This window comes from Burkholderia sp. MSMB617WGS, from assembly GCF_001532025.2.
Taxonomy (GTDB): domain Bacteria; phylum Pseudomonadota; class Gammaproteobacteria; order Burkholderiales; family Burkholderiaceae; genus Burkholderia; species Burkholderia savannae.
In genome coordinates, this window is record NZ_CP013457.1 from 1,375,628 (window position 1) to 1,399,109 (window position 23,482).

Sequence of the window (23,482 nt, forward strand, 5' to 3'; positions counted from 1 at the left end):
AAGCCGGCAGGCAAACCGGCAGGCAAACCGACAGGCAAACCGGCGAACCGGCAAGCCGAACGCCGAGCGGGCGCGTGCCGCGGCGAGCCGGCCGCGATCGCGCGCGGCGAATGCTCTAAACTGGCGATTCTAAATGACCTTGTTCGCGCGCGCCGCTCGCGCCCGCATTGAGCATGACATCCCCCGACGCACCCGAATCCCGTTTCGAACCCAAGCCGATCCTCGCCCAATTGCCGCATCTGCCGGGCGTCTACCGTTATTACGACGTGCAGGACGCGGTGCTGTACGTCGGCAAGGCGCGCGACCTGAAAAAGCGCGTGTCGAGCTACTTCACGAAGACGCAGCTCTCGCCGCGGATCGCGATGATGGTCACGCGCATCGCGCGTATCGAGACTACCGTCACGCGCTCGGAGGCCGAGGCGCTGCTGCTCGAGAACAACCTGATCAAGGCGCTCGCGCCGCGCTACAACATCCTGTTTCGCGACGACAAGTCGTACCCGTACCTGAAGCTCACGGGGCACGAGTTTCCGCGGATGGCGTACTACCGAGGCGCGGTCGACAAGAAGAACCAGTACTTCGGGCCGTTTCCGAGCGCGTGGGCGGTGCGCGAGAGCATCCAGATCCTGCAGCGCGTGTTCCAGCTGCGCACCTGCGAGGACTCGGTGTTCAACAACCGCACGCGTCCTTGCCTGCTGCACCAGATCGGCCGCTGCTCGGCGCCGTGCGTCGGCGCGATCGGCGAAGAGGACTACGCGCGCGACGTCGACAACGCGTCGCGCTTCCTGCTCGGCCGGCAAAACGAGGTGATGGGCGAGCTGGAGCGGAAGATGCATGCGTTCGCGGCCGAGCTGAAGTTCGAGCAGGCGGCGGCCGTGCGCAACCAGATGAGCTCGCTCGCGAAGGTGCTGCATCAGCAGGCGATCGACGTCGGCGGCGACAGCGACGTCGACATTCTCGCCGTCGTCGCGCAAGGCGGCCGCGTGTGCGTGAATCTGGCGATGGTGCGCGGCGGCCGGCATCTCGGCGACAAGGCGTACTTCCCGACGCACGTCGAAAGCGCGCTCGCGCTTGCCGGCGATCCGGGCGCGCAAGCGGGCGACGAGGCGGGCGACGACGTGGGTGACGAGGCGGGTGCCGGAGCGGATGCGCAGGCGCGGCTCGCCGGCGATGCGGCAACGGACGCGGCGGACGCGGCGGATGCGGCGGGCGCGAGCGAGAACGGCGGCGCGGCACGCCATGTCGAGGCGAGCGCGCAAGCGTGTGCCGACGAAAGCGTCGAACGAAGCGCCGACGCGATGGCCGAAGCGATCACCGAAGCGTCGCGGGCAGCCGCAATTGCCGAAGCCGGCGAAGCCGCGCAAGCAACTGAAGCAACTGAAGCAACCGAAGCAACCGAAGCAACCGAAGCAACCGAAGCAGCCGCGCCGTCCGACATCGGCGACGACGCCGCGCCGCAGGAGGCCGACGCCGCGCCGCTCGAAACCGAAGTGCTCGAAGCGTTCGTCGCGCAGCACTATCTTGGCAATCGCGTGCCGCCGATTCTCGTCGCGAGCCACGCGATCGCGAATCGCGAGCTGATCGATCTGCTCGTCGAGCAGGCGGGGCACAAGGTGTCGGTCGTGCGGCAGCCGCAGGGCCAGAAGCGCGCGTGGCTCGCGATGGCCGAGCAGAACGCGCGCCTCGCGCTCGCGCGGCTGTTGTCCGAGCAGGGCTCGCAGCAGGCGCGCACGCGCGCGCTCGCCGGCGTGCTCGGCTACGAGAGCGACGATCTCGCGCCGCTGCGGATCGAGTGCTTCGACATCAGCCACACGATGGGCGAGGCGACGCAGGCGTCGTGCGTCGTCTATCACCATCACAAGATGCAGTCGTCCGAGTACCGCCGCTACAACATCACGGGGATCACGCCCGGCGACGACTACGCCGCGATGCGCCAGGTGCTCACGCGCCGCTACGAGAAGATGGTCGAGGAAGCGGCCGCCGAGGCGTCGGCGGACGAGGCGGCCGGCATCGACGGCAACGCGGTGCACGCGGCCGCGTCGGCCGGCCGGTTGCCGAACATCGTGCTGATCGACGGCGGCCGCGGCCAGGTCGAGATCGCGCGCCAGGTGTTCTCCGAGCTCGGGCTCGACATCGCGATGCTCGTCGGCGTCGCGAAGGGCGAGGGGCGCAAGGTCGGGCTCGAGACGCTGATCTTCGCCGACGGCCGCGCGCCGCTCGAGCTCGGCAAGGAGAGCGCGGCGCTGATGCTCGTCGCGCAGATCCGCGACGAGGCGCACCGGTTCGCGATCACCGGCATGCGCGCGAAGCGCGCGAAGACGCGCCAGACGTCGAGGCTCGAGGAGCTCGAAGGCGTCGGCGCGAAGCGTCGGCAGCGGCTGCTCGCGCGCTTCGGCGGCTTGCGCGGCGTGGTCGCGGCGAGCGTCGACGAGCTCGCGAGCGTCGAAGGCATCTCGCGCGCGCTCGCCGAGCAGATCTACCGGCAACTGCACTGAGGGCGGGCCGCGCCGGCCGGCGAGCCAGGCGGCGCGGCCCGCGCCGGGCGCGTTGCTTGTGGCGGCGCGGGTGACGCGGCACAATGGCAAATCCTTCAACCGTGTCGCGTGCCATGCCGTTCAACTTCCCGATTTTCCTGACGTGGGTGCGAATCGTGCTGATTCCGCTCGTCGTCGGCGTGTTCTATCTGCCGGATACGGTGCTGAGCGCCGACCACCGCAATCTGGCCGCGGCGGCGATCTTCATCCTGGCCGCGCTGACCGACTGGTTCGACGGCTATCTCGCGCGCAAGTGGAACCAGACGTCGGCGTTTGGCGCGTTTCTCGATCCCGTCGCCGACAAGCTGATGGTGACGGCGGCGCTCCTCGTGCTCGTGCAGCTCGCGCGCCTCGACGCGGCGATCGCGCTCGTGATCGTCGGCCGCGAGATCGCGATCTCGGCGCTGCGCGAATGGATGGCGCACATCGGCGCGTCGAAGAGCGTCGCGGTGAATTCGCTCGGCAAATTCAAGACCGCGTGCCAGATGATTGCGATTCCGATGCTGCTGTACTACGGCCGGCTGCCGTTCGGCGGCGGCATCGCGATCGACACGCGCGTGTGGGGCGAGTGGCTCATCTATCTCGCGGCCGTGCTGACGATCTGGTCGATGCTCTACTACATGAAGCTGGCGTGGCCGCAGATTCGCGAACGCGGGGGCGCCGCATAAGCATTCGGCGCGCATGCCCGATTGCGCGTCAACGAGCGCGAGGATGCGGTCGAAGAAAAAGGGCGCGAAAAACGCTTGACACATAATTCGAGTTTCACCATAATCTCGTTTCTCCACTGAACGGTGCCTGGCGCAGTGCGGTGGATGAGGTAAAACGCGGGAGTAGCTCAGTTGGTAGAGCGCAACCTTGCCAAGGTTGAGGTCGCGAGTTCGAGACTCGTCTCCCGCTCCAGGTTTGAAGGCAGCGTTTTGCTTGGCGTGTTGTTCGGCAAAGCATGCAGTGCAGGACGATGCGGGAGTAGCTCAGTTGGTAGAGCGCAACCTTGCCAAGGTTGAGGTCGCGAGTTCGAGACTCGTCTCCCGCTCCAGAACAAGGGGAAGCCGAGCTTCCCTTTTTGTTTGATGGGCCCGATGGCCTTCAATCAAAAAACTGTCGATCGTTGCAGGCCAACTGGTTTTCGCGATGTTCGGCAGACCGCTTACGGCGCGATAGCAAAGCGGTTATGCAGCGGCCTGCAAAGCCGTGTAGGCCGGTTCGACTCCGGCTCGCGCCTCCAGAAAAAGCCCCGTTGATCGGGGCTTTTCTTTTTTCCGCGCCGCTCAAATTTCCGCGCCGCTCAATTGGGCGCCAGCGAGCGGGCAGGTATGCGAATGGCTCAGGCATACGGTCCCGGGCGTCTTCATCGATATCCGGCGCACGGCGCGCATCGGCCGCCTTCGGAAACATGGCTTCGGCGGCAAGCTGGAAGGGGAACCGTTCGGAACGGCGACGACTGCGTTGCGGCGGCTGGTTCTGCCGCGCATTGAGGAAGCGCTGTCGGCTGCGCAAATTCGCCTTGCGAATGCCTACATTGAGCGGCTCGAATGGGCGGTGACGTGCATTGATCGATGCGATCGGCCGCACGCGTTGTTCTGCCTCGGCCCGCCATATTTCGAGACGGAAGGATACGGCGTACCGTTTCCGTTCGCGCAGTACGAGAAGATGGCCGATCGATTGCGGTCGATCGTGGGCCGCGCGATCGTCAGCCTCAATGCCCACCCGGAGATCCGGTGTGTGTTTGCCGGCTCCTGCATCGAGAGCGTGCCGATTCAATACACGGTGAGCGGTGGAAAGGGCGTCGATCGCCGCGAACGGATCATTCTCGGTTGAGGCGATTCAGCGGAGCCGGCCGGGTTGTTTTGTTGATTGCAGCCGGCGCGGTAATCGCGCCGGCTGGCTCAGATATCGACGTAGGCGGGGAGCAGGTCTTGATCGACGAGCCGGATCTCGATGCGGTTCGCGATCGCCACGTGCTCGGGATTGTCGACTGAGAACGGGGCGTCGGTGACGCTGACGATGATCGTGCCGGTCTGTTTGCCTTTGGCGGGTACGGGAATCAGCGCTCGGGCCTCGGGAACCTGCTGTTGCGTAATGACCTTCGGCAAGTAGAGCATCCAGCCGACGCCGGGCTTGTCGTCGAAAACCTGCATTACAGCGTACTCGTCGAAACTCACCTCGACGAGTGCTGGGCTGAATACAGCGACCATTGTCGATACGATTCCGGAAATGGCCGCGTAGGCGCTCCACCGTTCACCCTCGATGCGAAGGGTCAATGTGTCAGGGAGGGATTTATCCCCGACGTGGCACGATATGGACGCGCCGTCGTCGCTAGTAAGATTGCCATCCCACATCGCTACGTAGGTGAAGTCTTTGCTGTTGCGAAACTCCTCGCGAAGTACGGCGAGCGCCGCTGGCGTGGCGATGCCGGCAGCGTCATAGACGTGGTACCTAGTTGCGTCTTCCTGGCTGTCTCCTTTGAGCATCCAGTTCTCATATCGTAAAGAGTCATCGTGCGCCTTCAGCGCGTCGATGATCTTCGATACCCGCGCCAAGATTTCAGGAAAATCGAATGCAGTGAGCGACGAATCGCGGAAACTGGCGGTGATGTTCATGGAGGTTCTCAGGGCTGAACGACGGAGGTAATACCCGACCGTCTCAATATAATGAGCATGCGTTGGTGGGCGAGCGGTGTTTGGAAGTACCACATCAATCGCGCTGGAGGGTTGGCCCGCACGGCTGCGCCCTGTCGTACGGCAGTGGCTTCCATCGAGTCGAATCCTTTGAAAAATTTGTCGGCCTTCGGGATCGAACCATCGAGGAACTGATCGTAATTGCCCTTGGTTTCCTGTAGCAAGCACTCGCCGGGCTGGAAGCCGTCGAAGTCGATGCCGAGCCAATTCCACTCATCGCTCCAGCGACATTCCTTAGTGTCGAACGCAAAGCCAGTAATGCGTGCCTGATATCGGTACGCATTCCAGTTGACACCATGATTGCGGCGAATTTTCGCTCCACCCTCGGGCGGGCATTTCTTGCAGCTTTCGCCGGTGCGCGGCAAAGCCCGTACATCCGGCGTCGCCTTGCTGTCTTCCTTCGGCGTGTCACCCGACAGGCTCGCCGTTCCCGCCACCGTCACCCCGCCCAACAAGGCGACGCCAGCGCGCGCCAAGATCGGTCCAAGCTCCACCGCCGCCGCTTCTATCACCGGAAACACCAATCCCGCCATGTTCCAGCCCTCCGTCCGGATGTTCGATGCGCCATTTGATGACGCGTAGATAATCATGAAAGCGCTCGTCGGCGGAGCGGCCGGGGCGCGTGAGCCAAGCCTTCGTCGCGGGCTTTTCGTAGAAGCTCGGCGCGTACGCCTCGAGCCTCAGGAACGCGACGATGTTCTCGTCCTGCTCGATGCCGAATGTGCGCGCGGCGCGATATGCGGCCCAGAGCCGGGACGACAAGCCGCCGTCATCGGCAAACGCCGGATTCTCCTTCACGAGATCCTGCCGAACGCGTTCGACGAAGCCGCGCTCGTCGATCTCCGCCAGTCCGGCGACCTGTTCCGTGGTCAGTTCAAGCATGCGGATGCACTCCGGTCAGCTGCCCGTCAATCTCGACGAGCCAGTCGTACGTCGCGACGAAGAAATGCGTGCGCTGCGCGTCGCTCATCACGCGCGCGATGTCGGGCAGGATGCGCGCGTCGTAGAAGCGGAACAGCGCCGTGCGGCCGTCCGGGAGCCGCACGTCGAGGCGCTCGCGCAATTCGGCGGCCAGCCGCTCGAACGGATACGCGCTGACGAGCCACGACATGCCGACCGGCCCGGCCGCCAGCTCGGCGAGCACGCGCCGGATCGGCCCCGGCGCGAGCGCGTAGTCGATCAGCCAAGGGCCGTTATCGGCGAGCGACGCGTCGGGCGTGCCGTCGAAAAGCGCGATCGAGTAGTTCGCGCGGCGCAGCGGCGGGGCGTCCGAGGCTTCGGCGAAGAGCAGCGCGTCGACCACTGCGAAAAGCCGCGCGGGCAACGTGATTTGCTGGCGGCGCATCTCGAAATGCGCTTCGATGGCCGGCGGCGTCATGGTCATCCGCGCGCGACCATCGTCGCGGCGTTCTTGGCCGCCGCCTTCAGGCATTCGAGGCAAAGGGTGGGGGATGGGGCGACAGCAGCAACCGCTGCGACGGCCGATCCGCCGGGCGAGCCGCCGTCCCCGCGTTCGCCCGAGCCGACATCGTCGATCGTCCCGGTTCCCTGCGACGCGATCAGCTCCGCGCCGCACGCCGTGCGCATGCCCTCGACGGCGGTGTCGCGATCGGCGATCGTGTGCGGGTAGCGGCGGCCGAGCAGATCGGGGAGGATCGGGAAGATGCCCTTGCAGCGCGGGCAAAGTACCTTGTGACCGACGCCGGCGACGCCGCGCCCGTCGAGCGTGAAGGTCGGCGAGCCTTCGATTACCTTGCCGCCGTGCGTCGTCGTGTCGCCGACGCGGATGATCGCGCGCTTTGCCACTTGGCCCTCTCGTGTCAATTTGCGTGCAAATTTACCATCGAGTGCGGAAGACGCGGTTGTTACGGTTGTGCGGCCACGACACCTGTCAGGTTCGACAGTGGCGCGGCGTCGAGGTCGATCGCGCCGATTGCTGGCGCGTTGCGCCCGGCCGCCGGATGCGCGCTTTCGATCGTTCGTTCATTCGAACCGTCGTGGCGTCTTCGCCGGGCCGGCGTCCGTTTGAGTTCGCGTATCGCATCGCGCTTGCCGTCGGCGCGTGAGCGGCGGCGACGGGTGCTTGCGAATCGAGCGCGTTTTCGCCGTTCGGCGGCTCCGTCAATTGGACGCCGCGAGCGAACGGTACAAATGCAGCAGATCGCCGGTAGTCGCGAATCCGTCGATTCGGAGCCAGGATTTTCCCGGCGCGGCGCGCAGCAGCAGAACCGGGTTGTGGTCCATCTTGTCCTGCCGGTAAACGTTGAATGCCTTCTGCGCAGCCACGCTTGCGGCCGTCGTACCCGTGTAATGCTGCCACTGCGGCCCCGCGCCGAATTTCGCGGCATATTCGCGCAGGCGCGCCGGCGTGTCGTTTTCCGGATCGATCGAGATCGACACGATATGTACCTTGTCGCGATCGGCGCCGAGCGCCTGTTGAAGCTGCGACAGCGTCTGGCTGATGACGGGGCAGATCGACGTGCAGGTGGTATAGATGAACGTCAGCACGACCGGACGTCCGTCGTCCAGTTCGTCTTTCAGCGCGACGGTCTTGCCGTCGTCGCGCACCAGCATGACGGCCGGCACGGCATAGGCGGCCGTGGACGTTTTCATCCCGGCCATCATCATGTGATGCTGCGCGTGGTGATCCATCTCCATCGGTTCCTGCGCCCGCGCGGTGTGTCCGGCGAACAAGGCGCCCGCGATCACGAGATCGGCGAGCAGGGGAAGCTTCGGGAACGTGTTCATTTTCGTCTCCTCATGGTGTGGGCCGCATGGCGCGTCCCCGGGGCGGGAAGCCCGCTTGCGGCGCGGCAGAGCCGTCGTCCTGCGAATGCGGCAGGGCGGCGTCTACGTCTATGGAACGGTCCAGGCCCCGTCGGCCACGATGCGCGTACCGCTCATATCGGCAAAGTGGACCATGTAGCCGCCTTTCGATGCGAGGCGCTGCCCCGGCGCGAGCGTCAGGCGCGGGTAGTAGCCCGTGATCACGCGCTGCTCGAGCGTGTCTTCGATGCGCTCGACGAGATAGTCGCGCACGTAGGCGCCCGTGACATGGCCCAGCGCTTCCTCGAGCAGCACGCAAGCGAGGAACGTGTCCGCCTGCACCTGCTGGTCGACGATGGCGACGTGCCGCGCCGCGGCCCAGTCCAGCATGTAGTCGACGCGACGCCGGACGCGATCGGGCAGATCGAACGGATACGCGATGTGCGTGATCGCGCGCCAGCGCTCGGGCAGCGGCGCATGATCGAGGCCGCCCATCAGTCCGGACATGTAGACGGTTCGCGCACGCGCGTCGCGGCCCAGCGACGCGATATCGGCGGGGCGCAGCCACAACACGAGCGCATCGTCGCCGGAGAGGCCGCTCAACGCCTGCTCGACGCGCTCGCCCGGCATCAGCGCATCGCGCGACACGTCGAGCCCGCGTGCGCGCAACGCAGCGGCGAGCGCTTGCGCGCCCGCTTCGCCGCTGTCGCCGACCCGGTACACTTCGCGAATCGCGCGCGGGGCGCGTTCGCGATCGCCGCTCTCGATTTCCGCGGCGATCAGCGCGGCCTCGAGCAGCACGCCTTTCGAGAAGTAGATCGAATAGAAGTCGCCGTCGCGGACGTCCGGCACGTCGACGTTCGGAAACAGACACGGAATCCGCGCGTGCTCGCAGAACGCGCGAACGGGCGCCCAGTTTCGCCCGCCCATTCCGGATATCACCGCGAACACCGGTTCGGCGGCCAGGTGGCGCGCGAGTTGCGCTTCCCATGTCGACGCCGCGCCGTTCAGCTCCCAGACGTGCAGCCGCCAGCGGCGTGCAGCGGAGCCCGGGTCCGCCGTCTGCAATCCCTGCGGGGCCGCGCTCGTCGGAAACGCTTCCTTGTCGGCGAAGTAGTGCCGCAAGACGTCGAGCGTTGCGCGGCGCTTCACGGGATCGGCGTCCGGGGTGACGATCGTCGCGAAATGCAACGCGGTGTCGGTGACGCCCGGCGCGGGTAGCGGATCGAGCCGTTTCAGATAGCGGATCAATGCGGCCATGTCGTCGTCGGCCATCACGAAGTGCGGCATCAGGTAACCGAGCTGCCTGCCTTGCGCGTCGATTCCGCTTCGAATCGCGCGGGCGAGAGTCTCGTCGGAATAGGCGGCCCGCTCGCTTCGCATGCTTTCGACGTACGGTATGCCGGGATTCTCGCCGCCGAGCGTGCTTGCGTGGAGCAGGTAGGTTCCGGCGATCGGCGGGATCGTCGTGCGTCCCGACTTGGCGCCGAGCCCGCTGCGCCGATGGCAATTGACGCATGCGGCCGCGGCGCCTTCCATGCGCAGGCCGCCTTCGCGCAGCGCGCGCAGCGGGGCGCCGGAAGCGAGCACGCCGTGGCGGTAGATGGCTTCGCCGGGGGCGTCGTCGGGCGATGCGGCGGCCCGTAGCGTCGCGATGGCCGACAGCGCGAACGTCAGCACGAGCAGCGAGGCGAGCCGCTCCAGCGCGCGCGCCGCAACGGCAGGCGAGCCGGCGGCGCACGGCTCGGCCGTCTGCATCGAAGCGCGCGGGCGAGCGTCTGAGCGCGCGCGCGCCGGGGGCGGCGGAGGCGAGCCGCCGCCGTGCGTCGTCGACGCCCGCACGGGCAAATCGTCGTTACGGCGCATCGATCAGCGCTTGAACCAGACTGCCGGCGATCGGGCGTCCGAGTCCGGTTACGTAGTCGTAGCCGCGCATCGCATCGCACAGCGAGCCGCAAGTGCCGTTCGAGCCGCTCGTGACGTCGTAAAAGGCCGTCTGGTACGAAGCCGACGCGATGCCGTACAGGAGCGCTTCGACGGCGCTGAGCGCACTCAGCGTGGATTTGCCTCGTTCGACGCGCACGCTGTTCGCGATCGCCAGCAACGCCGACCATTGCGGCGCGCCCGCGCTCGTTCCGCCGACCACGAACCAGCCGCGCTGACCGCCGTATCCGTACGAATCGTATATCGCGAAGCCGGACGCGGGATCGCCGTCGTAGGCGACGTCCGGCACGCCGCGTGCGCCGGGCGCGTCGAACGGTATCCCGAAGCGCGTCTGATAAGGCGGCTCCGATTCGATCGCGCTCTGGCCGCCGCCGCTTCCCGGCCATGCGGTTTCGCCGACGTAGCGTCCGCTCGCGTCGGTGGCGATCGTCGTCGCGCCGACACCGAGTACGTACGGCGACGCGGCGGGATAGTCAACGGCGTTGCCGCCGTCGCCCGACGCGGCGACGAACGACACGCCGTTCGCGCTCATGAACAGCCCGTCGTACTGCGTTTCCGACAGGAATTCGCTGCCGCCCCAGCTCATCGACACGACCTTCGCGCCGACGCCTTTGGGCGGCGCGGCGACCGCGAGCGCCACGGCGCCCATCATGTCGCCGAATGCGTCGGATGCGGCTTCGATCAGCACGATTTTTGCGTCGGGCGCGATGGCGTGCGCCCACTGCACGTCGAGCGAGCTTTCCAGCGCCCAACCCGCATCCGCCGGCGGGCGGCTGCGGTCGGCGCTCGCGTAGACCTTGGCGAAGCATCTGTTCGCGGCGTTGCAGGGGGGAAGGGCGAATCGACGGCTGAACACGTCGAGATCGGCCTCGGCGGAAGGGTTGTCGAATGCGTCGATGATCGCGATGATCTGCTTGCCGCCCCGAAAATCACTCGGCAACTGATCGAAGCCGTAGAAGTGCCGGATCTGCGCCGGCGACATGCCGGCCGGGGCCGCAGCCGCGCGTCCTTGCGCGTGCAGATGGAACGGCGGGCGAACGAAGCCCTGAAGCGGCCGGCCGGCTTGCTGCGCGAATGGCGCCGCCGGCGAGAGCGCGAGCGCGGCCGATCCGGCGAGAATGCACAACGCGTGTCGCAACGTGTGTCGTTTCATGTCGTCCCTCCGACGTGAGCGATCCGGATGGCGCGGCCGACTTCCGATCGCCCGATCGGGAATCGGCCGCGCCTATCCTGCGTCGCGGTCGCGCCATTACAGCTTGGCGCTCGTGAACGCCAGGGCCGTTCCCGCGCCCGCGATCACCAGCCAGTTGGTCGGATCGGTCGTCACGACGGTGGCGCTTCCCCCGGTCACGACCGGCAGCTGGAAGGCGTTCTTCGGCAGCAGCCACGTCACGTCCTGCAGGCTCGTCGGCTGGGAAGCGGCGAACGACCAGCTGCTGCCCGTGTCCGTCGCCGTCCACGTGACGAGCAAGCGCTTTCTGTCGAACTGGGTCAGCTGATCCATCGTGTACCACTTGTATTGCCCCGTCGCGATCAACGTGTTCGCATAGGTGAAGATCGTCGAGAGCACGCCCGGATACCACGACGCGCCGAGCGGATGCATGTAGATGAGCCGGGTCGTGCGGTTGGCCACGACGAAGTTCATCAGCGCTTCGTACCAGTTCGTGACGTCCGTCGTCGACACGCCGAACTCCTGGAATTCCTCGAAAGTCGCGTACTTGCCGAACGGCATCACCGGGAATGCCCAGATGCCGGGGTTCAACAGCGCGCCGTTCCGGTAGGCGCGCGTTTGCGCCATGCCGGTGTGGCCGGTGAAGTAGTAGCCCGAATAGCCGTTGCTTTCGAGCCAGGTGACGGCCCAGGTCGGCGTATTGCCTTCGGGCGCGGCCCATTCCACATCCGGCTTGCCGGTCACCGTCTGCACCGCCTGGTGATTCAGCACGAGGTATTGCTGGAACGTGCTCTGATCGGTCTCGCTGGCATTGGCGCCCCAGTAATCGTGATCCCAGCCGCCGTGGCTGCCGATGTTGTGCCCCTTGCTCAACAGGTACGTCATCAGCTGCTTCGCCTGCGTGTTGTTGGTCAGATTGATGCCGAGCCCGTCGCCGATCGCCGCGTCGTCCGGGCCGGCCGTCACGACGATCGAGAACGGCCCGTTGTTCCAGATGCCGAGCGACTTCAGATACTGGGCCGGCTGAATCATCTCTTCCGCGCAGAAATGCCAGTTGAGCACCATGCCCGCTTGCGCCCTCGGTTCGAGCGACAGGTGCGGCATCGACAGCACGTTCGTCGTGAAGTAGTGCAGGAAGCCGTGCAGCGGCATGCCGTCGGTTTGCCCTTCGAGGTAGCTGAGCGGCATGTTCACGAACAGCACGCCGCCGCTGCCGTACGGGTTATAGCCGGCGACGAGGCCGAAGTTCGGCGAGGTCAGCAGGGCCGTGCCGCTGTACGTGCCCTGCGTGACGAAGCTCGGGTAAGTGAGGAAGCCGTACACGTAGCCCGAGATGCCTTCGAGCGTGTCGGTGGTCGCGGCGGGCGACGTCGTGGCGAGCGCGGTCGCGCCCGTCGTCTTCTTCGTCGACGAAGACGTGCTCTTGGTCGACGTTGCCGTGTACGTGCCCGCCTTGACTTGCTGGCCCTTGGAAATCCGGCCGAGATCCAGACTGATATTCGACGCGAGCCCGTTCTCAGTCTTGTAGTTGAAGTATGCGTTGTGGTTGTAGCCGGACAATCCGCCGGGGTTGGACGGGCTCGGTTGCAGGTACAGAACCTGGCCGGGCGACGCGGACACCGACACCAGCGCCGACGTCTTGACGGCGGTCGTCGGGGTGGAGCCGCTCGTCGACCACGCCATCGACTTTCCGGGCGGAATCTGCAGCGCGCGCAGCGTGCTTCCCATGCCGGTCACGGGGCCGAGCCCGATCATGTTGCCGCCGAGCGAGTCGTACAGCACGTAGCTCACGCCCACCATCGAGCTGAATCTCGACTGAGGAACGGGATAGAAGCCGGTCGACGTGAGCGCGCCGAAATCGTAGACCATCATCACGCGCCCGCCGTTGAGCGCGTAGTTCTGGATCGCCGTCACGAGCGCATCGGCCGCGACGGTGTGAACCTGATCGGGAAGGATGAGGCCTTGATACTGTTGCAACGACGCGCCGGCCTGTTCGAACTGGCTGTCGTAGATGATCGAGATCTGCAGGCCTTCCTCGGAAGCCGCGTCGAGCCACGCCGACACGCGCGGATCGGGCAGCGTGAAATTGTCCGGCAACAGCAGCAGCAACTGATTCGAAACTGCATGGGCCCGTCCGGGAAGAATCGCGAAGCATAGCGAAAGTAGGATCAGGCACGTCCTGAAGAACCGAAATGACTTGACCAACATGGTGCTCTCCGTCGGGATGGACGATTGGTGATTTCCAACATTCCGAGTACGCGCCTCGTCCTGATGAACTCGTCCGCGACGCGTGCGAAGCATCGACGGGGAGGAGGATTTTGAATGTTCGGACAACCGGCGCACTGTCAGCCCGTGGCGTCGAGACGAATCGGACATGCCCCGGCAGGGCTTCCGTGAGGAAGCGCCGGATGACACGTCGTTCTTGAATGCGCGTCGAGCCCGCCGTTGGCAGCGTGAGGAGACAAGCTAGCGGCGTGCCAAGCCGGTCGGACGCCAGACGTATCGGGGCGCGGGGCGCAAGCGGGCGGCCGCTCCATAGGGAAATCGACGAGAAACGTCGCAGCATTGATACGTGGCGCGTCCGGCGCGAGGCGTGCCGGATCGGGTGGACGACGCGGCCCAGCGGGCCAACGGCGAGCCGATGCGGCGCGGCGGCGCGACGCGATGCCGGCGTGCCGCCGGTGCGGCGACGGACGCCGGCATCGTGTGACGAATGCGTCCGCGCTAACCGGAGGATCGGGCGACTACATTGAGGCCGCGCGCAGCGCGGTGAAAGTGACGAAAATGCTGCGGATGTGCAACGTCGGTTCGCGTCATTTCACCTTGAACGAATAGTCACCCTGTGTCCGGTGGCCGTCGGAGGCCACGGCCACCCAGTGGACGACGTATTTGCCGGGCGCCAGCGCGGGCAACGCGACGCTGATCGTCTTCGCGTCGTTCGGCGCGACGGTCGCCTTCGCGCGGCTCACCGGCTTGCCGGTCGCGTCGCTGACCGTCAGCGCGCTGAACGCGGGCTCGAGCGGTCCGTCGAACACGATCGTCACGTTCGCGGGCGGCGGCACTTCGGCGCCCGCCGACGGAGTTTGCGATTGCGGGAAGACATGCGCGAACGCCGCCGACGAAGCGACGACGCCCGCGACGATCGCCGCCGCGGCGCACGCGGGGTGAATTGGGCGAATTACGGTCACGTTCATTCTCCTTTGCCGAAGAGCGGCTTGCCGAGCGAGTTGGGGAGCACGTCGTCCAGATAGAGATGGGCTTGCAGCAAGACTCCGACGCCTTTTCCGCTGGCGCGATTGACGGGAATCTGCGCCTCGACGCCGAATTGCCCCCAGCGAATCAGCCAGAGCAGGCCGGGGTTGACGGTGCCGGTCGTATGGCCGGCGCACGGTCCGCCGGTGCAGGTGTTCATCGGAAATTCGACGACCGGAATCAGGTTGCTGAACGGGGCTTTGAGCCCGACGTCCCGCACGAAGTTCTGCAGGTACGGCAAGCTGTACTGCAACGTCACGCCCCAGTTCAGCGAGTCGGGATCGGCGCTGCTCGTCGTCAGCCGCGGCCCGACGGTGGCCGTGACCGCGAACGGGCGCAAGTATTTCAGGGCGTCGGGCAAATCGCCGAAACCCTTGCCGACGTACAGCGTCGGAGTCAGCGCGGAATGCGGGTCGGCGATCGCTTTTGAGCCGGTTCCGCCAAGCTCGGCGATCACGCCGACGGACGCCATGAATTCGTGTGCGGCGCTCACGTAGAAACGATACTTGGCGCCGAGCGCGAAGTTGTCGAACCCGCGCGCCGAGCCGCCGTTCGGCGCGTTCACGTTCACGTAGGTGCCGGTCAGGGACAGCGCGAAGCTCGGCGTGATCAGCTTGTCCCATTCGAGCGACGTCGTATTGGTGCCTTGGGCGTCGCCGTCGTCCGTTTGCGATTTGAGGTGGCCAAACTCGAGATTGAGTTCGTCGCCGACGCCGGGATCGTCGACCGCCATCGTCGCCGGGAACACGCGATTGCCCGCAATCGCATGGGCGGCGGCAACGCAGGGCGCGAAAAGCGTCGCGGCTACGGCAGCCGGGGCGACGAGCGTCGAGAGCGCGGGCAAACCGCCGCGAGGGGTAATGGTGCGCATGACTTATCCGTGTCGAAGGGTTGCATGGGGGCGATCGCGCGTCCGTTGGCGGACGCGCGACACCGCGGCGACGCAATGACGCGTTCGTCGCCGCAAGACTGCTTCAGTCAGGACAGGGCGGGCGGCGCGCGCGGCTGCGCCGTGGTGAACGGGACGCGGCGACGTATCGGCTGAACCGGTGCGGCCGATGACGTATGGCGCGCCCCGTTCTCGGGGGCGAATTCGGCGGTCGCGCTCGGTACCACGGGCACGTGGGCGAGCAATCCGCAATATGCGCACGCTTGCTCGTGAATCGCCTTTTCGGACGACGAGGATGTGTCGGACGGCGTCGCGTTTGAGCCGTCCCGCGCCGAGCAGACGGCGCCCGGCAGCGTGCCGGAATGACGGCTGTTCGACAGCGAGTGCGAGACCGTCGGCGCGAGCGTCGCCATCAGGATTGCGAACAATCCGAGAAGGCTGCCGATCTTGCGGTGGAGAAGGCGACGCATGGCCTTGAAAGGATGACGAACGAGCCCGAATGCTGCGGCGAATTATGGCATGCAACGATGATCCTTCCGATAGGAACATCTCTTTAAAAGGCAGGGCGAGATCAAGACGGATCGCTTCGAGCGTATATCGGAGCGGTGATGCGTGAGTTTGTCTTTCCATGAGCTTTCAGCGGTGGGTTGTCGTTGCCGCCTTTGCCCGTTCGTCGTCGGATGCCTGGGCGCTTGGCGCCGAGCCGCTTTCTCTCCGGTTGCCGAGCTTTCAAGCGCGGGCGCGTTTTCCTCGCGTGTTTCGGCCAAGGCGGGGCACGCGCATGGACGCGCTCGTGATTGGCGGTAAGTAGAGGCGTCGTGCGCGGGTTGCGTCGGCGCTCGATCTTGACTGGTTGACGGCTTGTCGAGCGCGATGGTTGCCGAGGCGGATGTGCGCGCCGATGAACCGTGGATAACGCGGCCGCTTCGCGTGCGTGCCCGCATGACGACCACGTGCAAGGTCGGCCGCTGCAGATTCGTTGGATATCGTCGCGCGAATCGACGTTGGGATGCCCGGCTGCCCGTGCCGGTCGGGGATTTTTCCGGCGTTCACGCGCCGGCGCAGCAGCAATGGGGCGCCGGCAGCCGCTTGCCGTATGCGCGACGGCGGGCCGTATGCGTGGCGTTCGACGCGAGAGCGTCTTGTGGCGGTACGGCAAGAAGTACGGCCGACCGGTGATCGCCGATCGGCCACGATCTGATTGACGATGTGAACGCTGCTGCTGGGCTATCGAATGGCGAAGTGGCTTGCCGGCGCTCCGTTGTAGCACGTATTTCCGTAGATGTAGAAATCCCTATTTTCGGAGAACGCCGAGTATATGAGCGGGAAGACTTCTCTTTCGCTAAATGAGTACGAGGCGTCGAGAATCGTGGCCACGAGATTGCCGTTTGAGTCGGTTTCGATTTTGTTGATTTTTCCTGATTTGCAAACGATGTCTGCGGAGGCATAGGAGGAAAAAAGCATCATGACTGAAAAAATGATGGTCGAGAATATTTTCATGGTCTTCCTCTCGTTGAGCGCGTTGATGGCGTGAAAAAAGGAGCTGCTGGGCGGCACTGCATTGCCTCCGGGCAGGAAGCGATCGACGTCCGGATTGGCAATCTTTTTTAATGTCTGGTTCTGAGATATTGATGGAATGAGTTGTAATTATTTATCGGCGTTAAGCGTGGTTTATGGGTGGTGCTGCGGTGCAGAATGGAGATTATGATTCGCACATGGGTAGTTCAAATGGTATTAATTTATCATTGTTGATTTGCGATAGGGCGCGCCGGATGGTTTTGATTTGGAAAACCTCGGGCGTGATTGTTTTCGGTAAATGGGCGAAATGCGGCTGCGTATTGAATGTCGGATGTCGACGTTGCGCTCGGTGAAGGATGACGATGCTCGGAGCGGTCGATAGAGGCGGAAGCGAACGTGCGCCGATGCGGCGATGCGGCGATGCGGCGGAGCGTCGAGCGTCGCGTGCGCATGAGCACAAATGGTTTCGGTCTCCGTGACGAGGGGCTGCGTCGAGGCGGACGTTGCAGGCAGCGGCAAGACTAGAAGGCGGGCAAGCGGCGGTCGGGAGCGGATATCGATTCGGTGGTGCGAGTGAATTGCAATCGTGCAGCCGCTTTTGACGCATGCGGATTCATGCCGCCCGGCAAAGTCGCGCAGATCGGCGTGACTCCGGCTCGCGCCTCCACACCAAGCCCCCGATGCGCGGCGCTTTTCTTTTTTTGTTTTCCTGTTCGTTTTCTCGCCTTCCGGTGTGACAATCGCGTTCGGTTTGCATTCGCGGCACGCCGCGCGCGACGATCTGCTTCGATCGCGCGAGCGGCCGTCCGTTTGACGTTCGACCGGGAGCGCTCTTGGAACCGATTCATTCGAATTCGCCCGCGCCGTCGGGCCGCGTGTCGACGTCGGCGTCGATGTCGACGCAAACGGAACCGCGCGGCGGCCGCCTGCGTCGATTCTTCTTCGGCCGCGACGGCTTGCGCGCGCCGTGGGGCGCCGCGTTGTTCGTCGCGATCTTCGCCGGCGCGATCGCGGCATTCGCGTTCGTCTCGCACCGGTTGGTGCCGATGCCCGTGGGCGACGAGGCGCTGCCCGTCGCGAACGGCGCCGCCATGGAAGCGATGCAGCTCGCATCGGTTGCGCTCGCCACCTTTTTGCTCGCGTGGATCGAGCGTCGCTCGCCGTTTTCGTACGGACTGCAAGGCAGCGCACGCGCGTCGCGCTTCGCGGGCGGCGTGGTGTGCGGCTTCGCGGCGATATCAGCGCTGGTATTCGCGTTATGGCAAGCGGGGCTGCTGCGCTTCGACGCGCCGGCGATCCACGGCGCGCGCGCATGGGAATACGCGGCCGTCTGGGCCGCGATGTTCGTGATGACCGGGATTTTCGAGGAATCGCTGCTGCGCGGCTACCTGCTCCACAAGCTCGCGCGCTGGCTCGGCTTCTGGTGGGGCGCGGTGCTGCTGTCGGCGCTGTTCGGCGTGCTGCACGCGATGAGCCCGGACGAATCGATCATGGGGCTCGCGTCGGCGATGCTGTTCGGGCTCGTCTTCTGTCTGTCGCTTTGGTACACGGGATCGCTCTGGTGGGCGATCGGCTTTCATGCGGCGTGGGACTGGGGCGAATCGTACTTTTACGGCGCGCCGGACAGCGGCCGGCTCGTCGAAGGCGTGCGGCTGACCGCGCACCCCGTCGGCCATGCGCTGCTGAGCGGCGGCGCGGCCGGGCCCGAGGGCAGCGTGCTGGTTTTACCGTTGCTTGCGATCATCGCGCTCGCGATGTGGGGCTGGTGGGGGCGCGGCGCACGCGCGTCGCGGGTTGCGCTGCGCGGCCAAGGCGGCGGAATCGTGCGATAGGCGCGGACGACCGAAACGCGTGGCGCGAAGCCGGCCGCTTTCGGCCGGTTCGATGAAAGGGCGGCTGGGCAACCGGTGCGCGGCCACCGCGATCGGGGCGACGTGGGTGTGTCGGTCGCGCCTTCTGCGTGAGGAGGGCTATGCCGACGCGCGTGCGCGGCATGGCGGTCCGCCAGCAGACGGTTCATACCGCGCATGCAAAAAAGTCTCGGTTAGGCTCGGGCGGCGCGAGGAACGCATTGGCCGCATCCTCCGTGACGAAGGCCATGCCGATGCCGGGAAGCGCATGACATGGCAGCGGCCTTCGCCGCACGCTGACGCATCGCGCGTGACGTTGCGGATAGCTTCGCGCAAGGCAAGTTCGCCGCCGCGGCGTCCGCGTGCGAAGGCCATGCCCGTAGCCAATGAGTCGCGTCGTTGTCGTTGTATGCGGCCGGCGCGGCGCAGCATGCATCGGTCGACGCCGCGCGCGCAGTCGAAAGACGGGCCGAACGGTTCACCGGCGATGGTGTCCGCCGTGCGCGTCGGCATCGCCGGGATACCCGAGTTACTCGCCGCGCCGCACCGCGTTTTCCCACGCGAGCTCGACGAACACCCGGCACAGCGCCTCCATCCCTTTCGCATCGTCGTCGTCGAAGCGGCCGATCAGCGGGCTGTCCACGTCCCATACGCCGATCAGTGTGCCGTCGCGCGCGACGAGCGGCACGACGATCTCCGATTGCGACGCCGAATCGCACGCGATGTGGCCGGCAAACGTGTGCACGTCGCGCACGACCTGCGTGCTGCGCGTCTGCGCGGCCGTGCCGCATACGCCTTTGCCGAGCGCGATGCGCACGCACGCGGGCTTGCCCTGGAACGGCCCGACGACGAGCTCGCGGCCATCGTAGAAATAGAAGCCAGCCCAGTTGAGGCCGTCGAGCGAGTGGTAGACGAGCGACGAGAAATTCGCCGCGTTGGCGACGACGTCGGTTTCCGTCTCGACGAGCGCACGCGCTTGCGCGGCGAGCGTTTCGTAGAGCGCGGGCTTCGACGACGGAAGGGTTTCGGAGAGCGCGAACATGAGCGATTGACGTGACGGTTGAACGGCGGCCGCGCGCGGCCGTGGCTTGCGCAGTCTACGGGAATTCGGCGTGACGCGCGGCGTGGCCGTGCCGTCGACGGGGGGCGATCGGGCGCTCGAACAGGCGCTCGAACGAACGCACGCTTGGACGCCCGATCGAGCGGCGCGCCGAGCGTCCGGGCGCACGTCTAGTCGGGCTCGAGCGCGGCGAAGCGCTGCGCGAGAAAGTCGAGCAGCGCGCGCACGGACGGCAGCAGCCCGCGGCGCGACGCGAACACCGCGTGCACGATCTCGCGCCGCGGCGCCCAGCCGGGCAGCAGTTGCCGCAGCTCGCCGCGGGCGAGCTGGTCGCGGACCATCATCGTCGGCAACTGGACGACGCCGACGCCCGCGACGGCCGCCGCGCGCAGCGCGGGCATGCCGCGCGTGACGAGCCGCGGCCGGTGACGGATCGCCGCGTGCGCGCCGTCGGGACCGTGCAGATTCCACACGTGCTCGTCTTGCGGCAGACCGAGCGCGAGGCTCGGCAGCGCGGCGAGATCGGCGGGCACGCGCGGCGCGCCGGCGCGCTCTAGCAGCCGCGGGCTCGCGACGAGGCATTGCCCGCGCTCCGCGAGCACGCGCAGCACGAGATCGCTGTCCTCGAGCGGCGGCGGCCGCACGCGCAGCGCGACGTCGATGCCTTCGCCGACGACATCGACGCGCCGGTTCGTTTCCTCGAGATGAATCTCGACGAGCGGACATTCGGCCATGAACGCCGCGACCATGTCGCCGACGAGCGCATCGAGGAGCACGACGGGGCAGGTCACCCGGACGATGCCGCGCGGCTCCGCGCGCATCAGCGCGACCGCCTCGTCGGCCGCATCCGCCTCGACGAGCATCGCGCGGCAATGCGCGTAATAGGTCTGGCCGGTGTCCGTGACCGCGAAGCGCCGCGTCGAGCGCTGGATGAGGCGCATGCCGAGCCGCTCCTCGAGCAGCGCGATCCGGCGGCTCAGCTTCGACTTCGGCATGTTGAGCGCGCGCCCGGCGGGTGCGAAGCCGCCGTGATCGACGACCTGGACGAAGTAATAGAGATCGTTCAGATCCCGCATGATTCATCGTTCTCCATGTGGAACGCTGAGTGCGATTTTCGCGCACTACCGAAGGTATCGTTCAGATTCTATCTTCTATCCATTGATCGAAGCGATCGCTTCGGCCAGGAACGAAAGGAGAGGAACATGAAGCAAATCGTCGGGGTGTACAGCGCGCCTCGCTCGCATTGGGTCGGCGACGGCTTTCCGGCGCGGTCCCTGTTCAGCTACGACAGCCACGGCGTGCATCTGAGCCCGTTCTTGCTGCTCGACTACGCCGGCCCCGCGCGCTTCGAGCCGACGGCCCGCCGGCGCGGCGTCGGCCAGCATCCGCACCGCGGGTTCGAGACGGTGACGATCGTCTATCAGGGCGAAGTCGACCATCGCGACTCGACGGGCGCGGGCGGCCATATCGGCCCGGGCGACGTCCAGTGGATGACGGCGGCGGGCGGCATCCTGCACGAGGAGTTCCATTCGGAGCAGTTCGCGCGCAATGGCGGCACGCTCGAGATGGTGCAGCTCTGGGTGAACCTGCCCGCGAAGGACAAGCTGTCCGAGCCCGGCTACCAGACGCTGCTGAGCGACAGCATCCCGAGCGTCGAGTTGCCCGACGGCGCGGGCCGCGTGCGGGTGATCGCGGGCGAGTTCGACGGCCGTCGCGGGCCGGCGCGCACGCACACGCCGCTCGACGTGTGGGACGTGCGCCTCGAGCAGGGCGGCCGTGCGCGGTTTCGCGCCGAGGCGGGCCGCACGCTCGCGCTCGTCGTGCTGCGCGGCACGGCGCTCGTGAACGGCGAGGAAGTCGTGCGCGAGGCGCAGTTCGTGCAGTTCGCGCGGGACGGGAGCGACGTCGAAATCGAAGCGAACAACGACGTGACGCTGCTGTGGCTGAGCGGCGAACCGATCGACGAGCCGATCGTCGGCTACGGTCCGTTCGTGATGAACAGCGAAGCGCAGATCCGTCAGGCGGTCGACGATTTCAACGCCGGCCGCTTCGGCAAGATGAGCGCTTAGCGAAGGAAGACGGCCCCGCGACGAGCGGGGCTGCTTTCGTGCGTCGTGCGTGCGGGGCCGCGTGCGGACGCGAATGGCCGGCCTGCGTCGAGCTCGCGGGCGCGCGGCCGCTGCCGTGCGGCGCGCGCGTCGGCCTTGCATTCGCGAAGCGGCCGCGCGCCCGTTCGAGGCATAATCGATCGTTCCGCGCTTTGCAGCAGCGCCGCCAATCATTCGGAATATCGATCATGTCCACATCCACGACGGCGGCTTCGTCCGCCACCGCCGCGCCGCCGCCCGTCGCGCTCGACTGGCGCTGGAAGCCGTTCGACGCGCTGACGCCGCGGGAAATCTACGCGATCCTCTCCGCGCGCAGCGACGTGTTCGTCGTCGAGCAGAACTGCGTGTACCGCGACATCGATCACGCGGATTTCGACGCGTGGCACCTCGGCGCATACGACGCGCAGGGCCGTCTCGCATGCTACCTGCGGGTGCTGCCGCCCGACGCGGCGGAGCCGGACGTGCGGATCGGACGCGTGCTGACGACGCAGCCGTTTCGCGGCATGGGCCTCGGCAACGCGATGCTCGCGGCCGCGCTCGAGCGCGTGCGCGCGCAGTGGCCCGGCACGCCGGTCAGCCTGCACGCGCAGGCGCATTTGCAGAAGTTCTACGGCGCGTTCGGTTTCGCGCCGAGCTCGGACGTGCACGACGAAGACGGCATTGCGCACGTCTGGATGCGCTCGATCGCGTGAGGCCCGCCGCGAGCGGCCGCGCCGAACTCGCCGACTAAGCGCAGATTAAGTGCCGATCGAGCGTCGATCGAGAACCGATCGAGAACCGACTAAGCGCCGACTAAGCGCGGGATCTGCATGGGTTCGGCGCGCGCCGCGCGATCGTCAGGGCGTCGAGCGGGCGGCGCGGATGCGCGCGAGCTCGGCGCGCGCCGCGCGCTCGTCGGACAGCCGGCCGCGCGCGGACAGGCGCATCCAGTGTCGCAGCGCGATCAGCGCGCCGATCACGCTCATCATCGAGCCGGGAATCCACAGCAGCAGCCCGCCGATCTGCTGGTCGCGCAGCGGGCTCAGCCACGTGAACGCGCGCCCGCAGATCGAATAGATCGGATAGAGCTCGTGCGGCGTGAAGAAGATCAGCGCGCCGAGCACGATCTGCGGCGGGATCGCCGCGACGACCATCAGGATGCGCCGCCCCGGCGCGAGCCGCGCGGGCGGCGCGGGCCGCGGATCGACGACGAGCCACCAGAACAGCAGCCCGTCGATCACCATGCTCCAGTTCATCACGCGATAGAGCCGCCAGTCGAGCATCGCGACGAAGTGGATCGGCGAGAGCAGCCAGAAATAGATCAGGCCGACGAACAGCACGACCGCGACGACCGGATTGAACAGCACGTCGAGCGTTGCGCGCACGAACGGCTGCGCGAGCGCTGGGCGCACGTAGCGCTGCCGCCACGAGAACGGGACGCCGGCGCGGATCGCCGCGCCCGGATACGACAGCGCGATGAAGAACGGCCCGAGGTGATGCAGCACCAGATGCTGCGCGCGGTGCATGAAGAACTCGTGCTCGAAGAAGTAGTCGAGGCGCGTGTGCAGCGCGACGTACAGCGCGGCGAGTCCGAACCAGAACGCGACGCGCCGCGACGTCGACACCTTCGCCTTGCGCGCGCCGCGCGCGAACAGCACGCCGGCCGCGAGCACCGCGATCACGACGGTGGGCGACGGCTCCCACGGCTCGAGCCAGTACAGCAGGTTCATCGCGCG

At 66.4% G+C, this 23,482-nt stretch carries 21 protein-coding genes, 3 tRNA genes and 1 pseudogene; 9 read left to right on the plus strand and 16 right to left on the minus strand.

Features of this window, described 5'->3' with window-relative positions:
• Positions 1-173: 173 nt before the first annotated feature.
• From uvrC to WT60_RS06920, 6 genes and pseudogenes are all read left to right on the plus strand, one after another.
• Positions 174-2,492, plus strand: coding sequence for an excinuclease ABC subunit UvrC (uvrC, locus tag WT60_RS06895; protein WP_060356890.1), 2,319 nt, complete (start codon positions 174-176; stop codon positions 2,490-2,492).
• 113 nt (positions 2,493-2,605) lie between these two features.
• Entirely contained in the window at positions 2,606-3,199 is a 594-nt protein-coding gene (pgsA, locus tag WT60_RS06900; RefSeq protein WP_038750360.1) for a CDP-diacylglycerol--glycerol-3-phosphate 3-phosphatidyltransferase, read from the plus strand.
• Positions 3,200-3,355: 156 nt separating this feature from the next.
• A tRNA-Gly gene (locus WT60_RS06905) sits at positions 3,356-3,431 on the plus strand.
• Between the two features lie 60 nt (positions 3,432-3,491).
• Positions 3,492-3,567, plus strand: a tRNA-Gly gene (locus tag WT60_RS06910).
• 115 nt (positions 3,568-3,682) lie between these two features.
• Positions 3,683-3,756, plus strand: a tRNA-Cys gene (locus WT60_RS06915).
• Between the two features lie 65 nt (positions 3,757-3,821).
• Positions 3,822-4,349 (plus strand): annotated as a pseudogene (locus tag WT60_RS06920) (DNA adenine methylase); the annotation flags it as partial.
• 68 nt (positions 4,350-4,417) lie between these two features.
• Here WT60_RS06920 and WT60_RS06925 read toward each other — a convergent pair.
• The 13 genes from WT60_RS06925 to WT60_RS06990 form a co-directional block, all read right to left on the minus strand.
• Positions 4,418-5,131 (minus strand): immunity 52 family protein, encoded by a 714-nt coding sequence (locus tag WT60_RS06925; RefSeq protein WP_038750363.1) that lies wholly within the window; start codon positions 5,129-5,131, stop codon positions 4,418-4,420.
• 8 nt (positions 5,132-5,139) lie between these two features.
• Positions 5,140-5,733, minus strand: coding sequence for a restriction endonuclease fold toxin 5 domain-containing protein (locus tag WT60_RS06930; RefSeq protein ID WP_231753759.1), 594 nt, complete (start codon positions 5,731-5,733; stop codon positions 5,140-5,142).
• Positions 5,618-6,091: a hypothetical protein gene (locus tag WT60_RS06935; protein WP_060820619.1), complete on the minus strand. Its 474-nt coding sequence runs from the start codon at positions 6,089-6,091 to the stop codon at positions 5,618-5,620. The genes WT60_RS06930 and WT60_RS06935 overlap by 116 nt, the downstream gene beginning before the upstream one ends.
• Positions 6,084-6,587: a DUF4123 domain-containing protein gene (locus WT60_RS06940; protein WP_186448573.1), complete on the minus strand. Its 504-nt coding sequence runs from the start codon at positions 6,585-6,587 to the stop codon at positions 6,084-6,086. Before WT60_RS06940 ends, WT60_RS06935 begins: the two co-directional genes overlap by 8 nt.
• Before the next feature lie 2 nt (positions 6,588-6,589).
• Positions 6,590-7,015, minus strand: a complete 426-nt coding sequence (locus WT60_RS06945) for a PAAR domain-containing protein (protein ID WP_100185250.1) — start codon at positions 7,013-7,015, stop codon at positions 6,590-6,592.
• A 315-nt stretch (positions 7,016-7,330) separates the two neighbouring features.
• Positions 7,331-7,957, minus strand: coding sequence for an SCO family protein (locus tag WT60_RS06955; protein ID WP_060355682.1), 627 nt, complete (start codon positions 7,955-7,957; stop codon positions 7,331-7,333).
• A 108-nt stretch (positions 7,958-8,065) separates the two neighbouring features.
• The gene (locus WT60_RS06960) at positions 8,066-9,733 is read right to left on the minus strand and encodes a c-type cytochrome (protein ID WP_145986745.1); all 1,668 of its coding nucleotides are present in this window, start codon (positions 9,731-9,733) and stop codon (positions 8,066-8,068) included.
• Between the two features lie 97 nt (positions 9,734-9,830).
• Positions 9,831-11,072: a S53 family peptidase gene (locus WT60_RS06965; protein ID WP_060355683.1), complete on the minus strand. Its 1,242-nt coding sequence runs from the start codon at positions 11,070-11,072 to the stop codon at positions 9,831-9,833.
• A 96-nt stretch (positions 11,073-11,168) separates the two neighbouring features.
• Positions 11,169-13,298: a polysaccharide deacetylase family protein gene (locus WT60_RS06970; RefSeq protein ID WP_038751131.1), complete on the minus strand. Its 2,130-nt coding sequence runs from the start codon at positions 13,296-13,298 to the stop codon at positions 11,169-11,171.
• A gap of 605 nt (positions 13,299-13,903) precedes the next feature.
• Entirely contained in the window at positions 13,904-14,284 is a 381-nt protein-coding gene (locus WT60_RS06975) for a copper resistance protein CopC (protein WP_060355684.1), read from the minus strand.
• A complete protein-coding gene (locus WT60_RS06980; protein WP_186448574.1) occupies positions 14,281-15,213 on the minus strand; it encodes a hypothetical protein in 933 nt (310 codons plus the stop codon). The genes WT60_RS06975 and WT60_RS06980 overlap by 4 nt, the downstream gene beginning before the upstream one ends.
• A gap of 107 nt (positions 15,214-15,320) precedes the next feature.
• Positions 15,321-15,644, minus strand: coding sequence for a DUF2946 domain-containing protein (locus tag WT60_RS06985; RefSeq protein WP_231752101.1), 324 nt, complete (start codon positions 15,642-15,644; stop codon positions 15,321-15,323).
• An 814-nt stretch (positions 15,645-16,458) separates the two neighbouring features.
• Positions 16,459-16,788: a hypothetical protein gene (locus WT60_RS06990; protein ID WP_231752100.1), complete on the minus strand. Its 330-nt coding sequence runs from the start codon at positions 16,786-16,788 to the stop codon at positions 16,459-16,461.
• A gap of 794 nt (positions 16,789-17,582) precedes the next feature.
• Between WT60_RS06990 and WT60_RS06995 the strand changes: the two genes are divergently transcribed.
• Positions 17,583-18,581, plus strand: a complete 999-nt coding sequence (locus WT60_RS06995) for a CPBP family intramembrane glutamic endopeptidase (RefSeq protein ID WP_038751124.1) — start codon at positions 17,583-17,585, stop codon at positions 18,579-18,581.
• 547 nt (positions 18,582-19,128) lie between these two features.
• Here WT60_RS06995 and WT60_RS07000 read toward each other — a convergent pair.
• Together WT60_RS07000 and WT60_RS07005 are read right to left on the minus strand one after the other, a co-directional pair.
• A complete protein-coding gene (locus tag WT60_RS07000) occupies positions 19,129-19,641 on the minus strand; it encodes a GAF domain-containing protein (RefSeq protein WP_060355686.1) in 513 nt (170 codons plus the stop codon).
• A 188-nt stretch (positions 19,642-19,829) separates the two neighbouring features.
• Positions 19,830-20,735 (minus strand): LysR family transcriptional regulator, encoded by a 906-nt coding sequence (locus tag WT60_RS07005; RefSeq protein WP_059584812.1) that lies wholly within the window; start codon positions 20,733-20,735, stop codon positions 19,830-19,832.
• 126 nt (positions 20,736-20,861) lie between these two features.
• Here WT60_RS07005 and WT60_RS07010 point away from each other — a divergent pair, with 126 nt between their 5' ends.
• Both WT60_RS07010 and WT60_RS07020 read left to right on the plus strand, forming a co-directional pair.
• Positions 20,862-21,728: a pirin family protein gene (locus WT60_RS07010; RefSeq protein ID WP_060355687.1), complete on the plus strand. Its 867-nt coding sequence runs from the start codon at positions 20,862-20,864 to the stop codon at positions 21,726-21,728.
• 227 nt (positions 21,729-21,955) lie between these two features.
• Complete coding sequence (locus WT60_RS07020; protein ID WP_060355700.1) at positions 21,956-22,459, plus strand: GNAT family N-acetyltransferase; 504 nt, start codon at positions 21,956-21,958, stop codon at positions 22,457-22,459.
• A gap of 144 nt (positions 22,460-22,603) precedes the next feature.
• On the opposite strand, the gene WT60_RS07025 is transcribed toward WT60_RS07020, so the two are convergent.
• Positions 22,604-23,476 carry a cytochrome c oxidase assembly protein gene (locus WT60_RS07025; protein ID WP_059584807.1) on the minus strand — a complete coding sequence of 291 codons (873 nt, stop codon included), beginning with the start codon at positions 23,474-23,476 and terminating at the stop codon, positions 22,604-22,606.
• Between the last annotated feature and the right edge of the window lie 6 nt (positions 23,477-23,482).

Coding starts and splice junctions, on each gene's coding strand:
- uvrC (WP_060356890.1), top strand. CDS start 174: ATGACATCCCCCGACGCACCCGAATCCCGTTTCGAACCCAAGCCGATC.
- pgsA (WP_038750360.1), top strand. CDS start 2,606: ATGCCGTTCAACTTCCCGATTTTCCTGACGTGGGTGCGAATCGTGCTG.
- WT60_RS06925 (WP_038750363.1), bottom strand. CDS start 5,131: ATGAACATCACCGCCAGTTTCCGCGATTCGTCGCTCACTGCATTCGAT.
- WT60_RS06935 (WP_060820619.1), bottom strand. CDS start 6,091: ATGCTTGAACTGACCACGGAACAGGTCGCCGGACTGGCGGAGATCGAC.
- WT60_RS06940 (WP_186448573.1), bottom strand. CDS start 6,587: ATGACGCCGCCGGCCATCGAAGCGCATTTCGAGATGCGCCGCCAGCAA.
- WT60_RS06955 (WP_060355682.1), bottom strand. CDS start 7,957: ATGAACACGTTCCCGAAGCTTCCCCTGCTCGCCGATCTCGTGATCGCG.
- WT60_RS06960 (WP_145986745.1), bottom strand. CDS start 9,733: ATGCAGACGGCCGAGCCGTGCGCCGCCGGCTCGCCTGCCGTTGCGGCG.
- WT60_RS06965 (WP_060355683.1), bottom strand. CDS start 11,072: ATGAAACGACACACGTTGCGACACGCGTTGTGCATTCTCGCCGGATCG.
- WT60_RS06970 (WP_038751131.1), bottom strand. CDS start 13,298: ATGTTGGTCAAGTCATTTCGGTTCTTCAGGACGTGCCTGATCCTACTT.
- WT60_RS06975 (WP_060355684.1), bottom strand. CDS start 14,284: ATGAACGTGACCGTAATTCGCCCAATTCACCCCGCGTGCGCCGCGGCG.
- WT60_RS06980 (WP_186448574.1), bottom strand. CDS start 15,213: ATGCGCACCATTACCCCTCGCGGCGGTTTGCCCGCGCTCTCGACGCTC.
- WT60_RS06985 (WP_231752101.1), bottom strand. CDS start 15,644: ATGGCGACGCTCGCGCCGACGGTCTCGCACTCGCTGTCGAACAGCCGT.
- WT60_RS07000 (WP_060355686.1), bottom strand. CDS start 19,641: ATGTTCGCGCTCTCCGAAACCCTTCCGTCGTCGAAGCCCGCGCTCTAC.
- WT60_RS07005 (WP_059584812.1), bottom strand. CDS start 20,735: ATGCGGGATCTGAACGATCTCTATTACTTCGTCCAGGTCGTCGATCAC.
- WT60_RS07010 (WP_060355687.1), top strand. CDS start 20,862: ATGAAGCAAATCGTCGGGGTGTACAGCGCGCCTCGCTCGCATTGGGTC.
- WT60_RS07020 (WP_060355700.1), top strand. CDS start 21,956: ATGTCCACATCCACGACGGCGGCTTCGTCCGCCACCGCCGCGCCGCCG.
- WT60_RS07025 (WP_059584807.1), bottom strand. CDS start 23,476: ATGAACCTGCTGTACTGGCTCGAGCCGTGGGAGCCGTCGCCCACCGTC.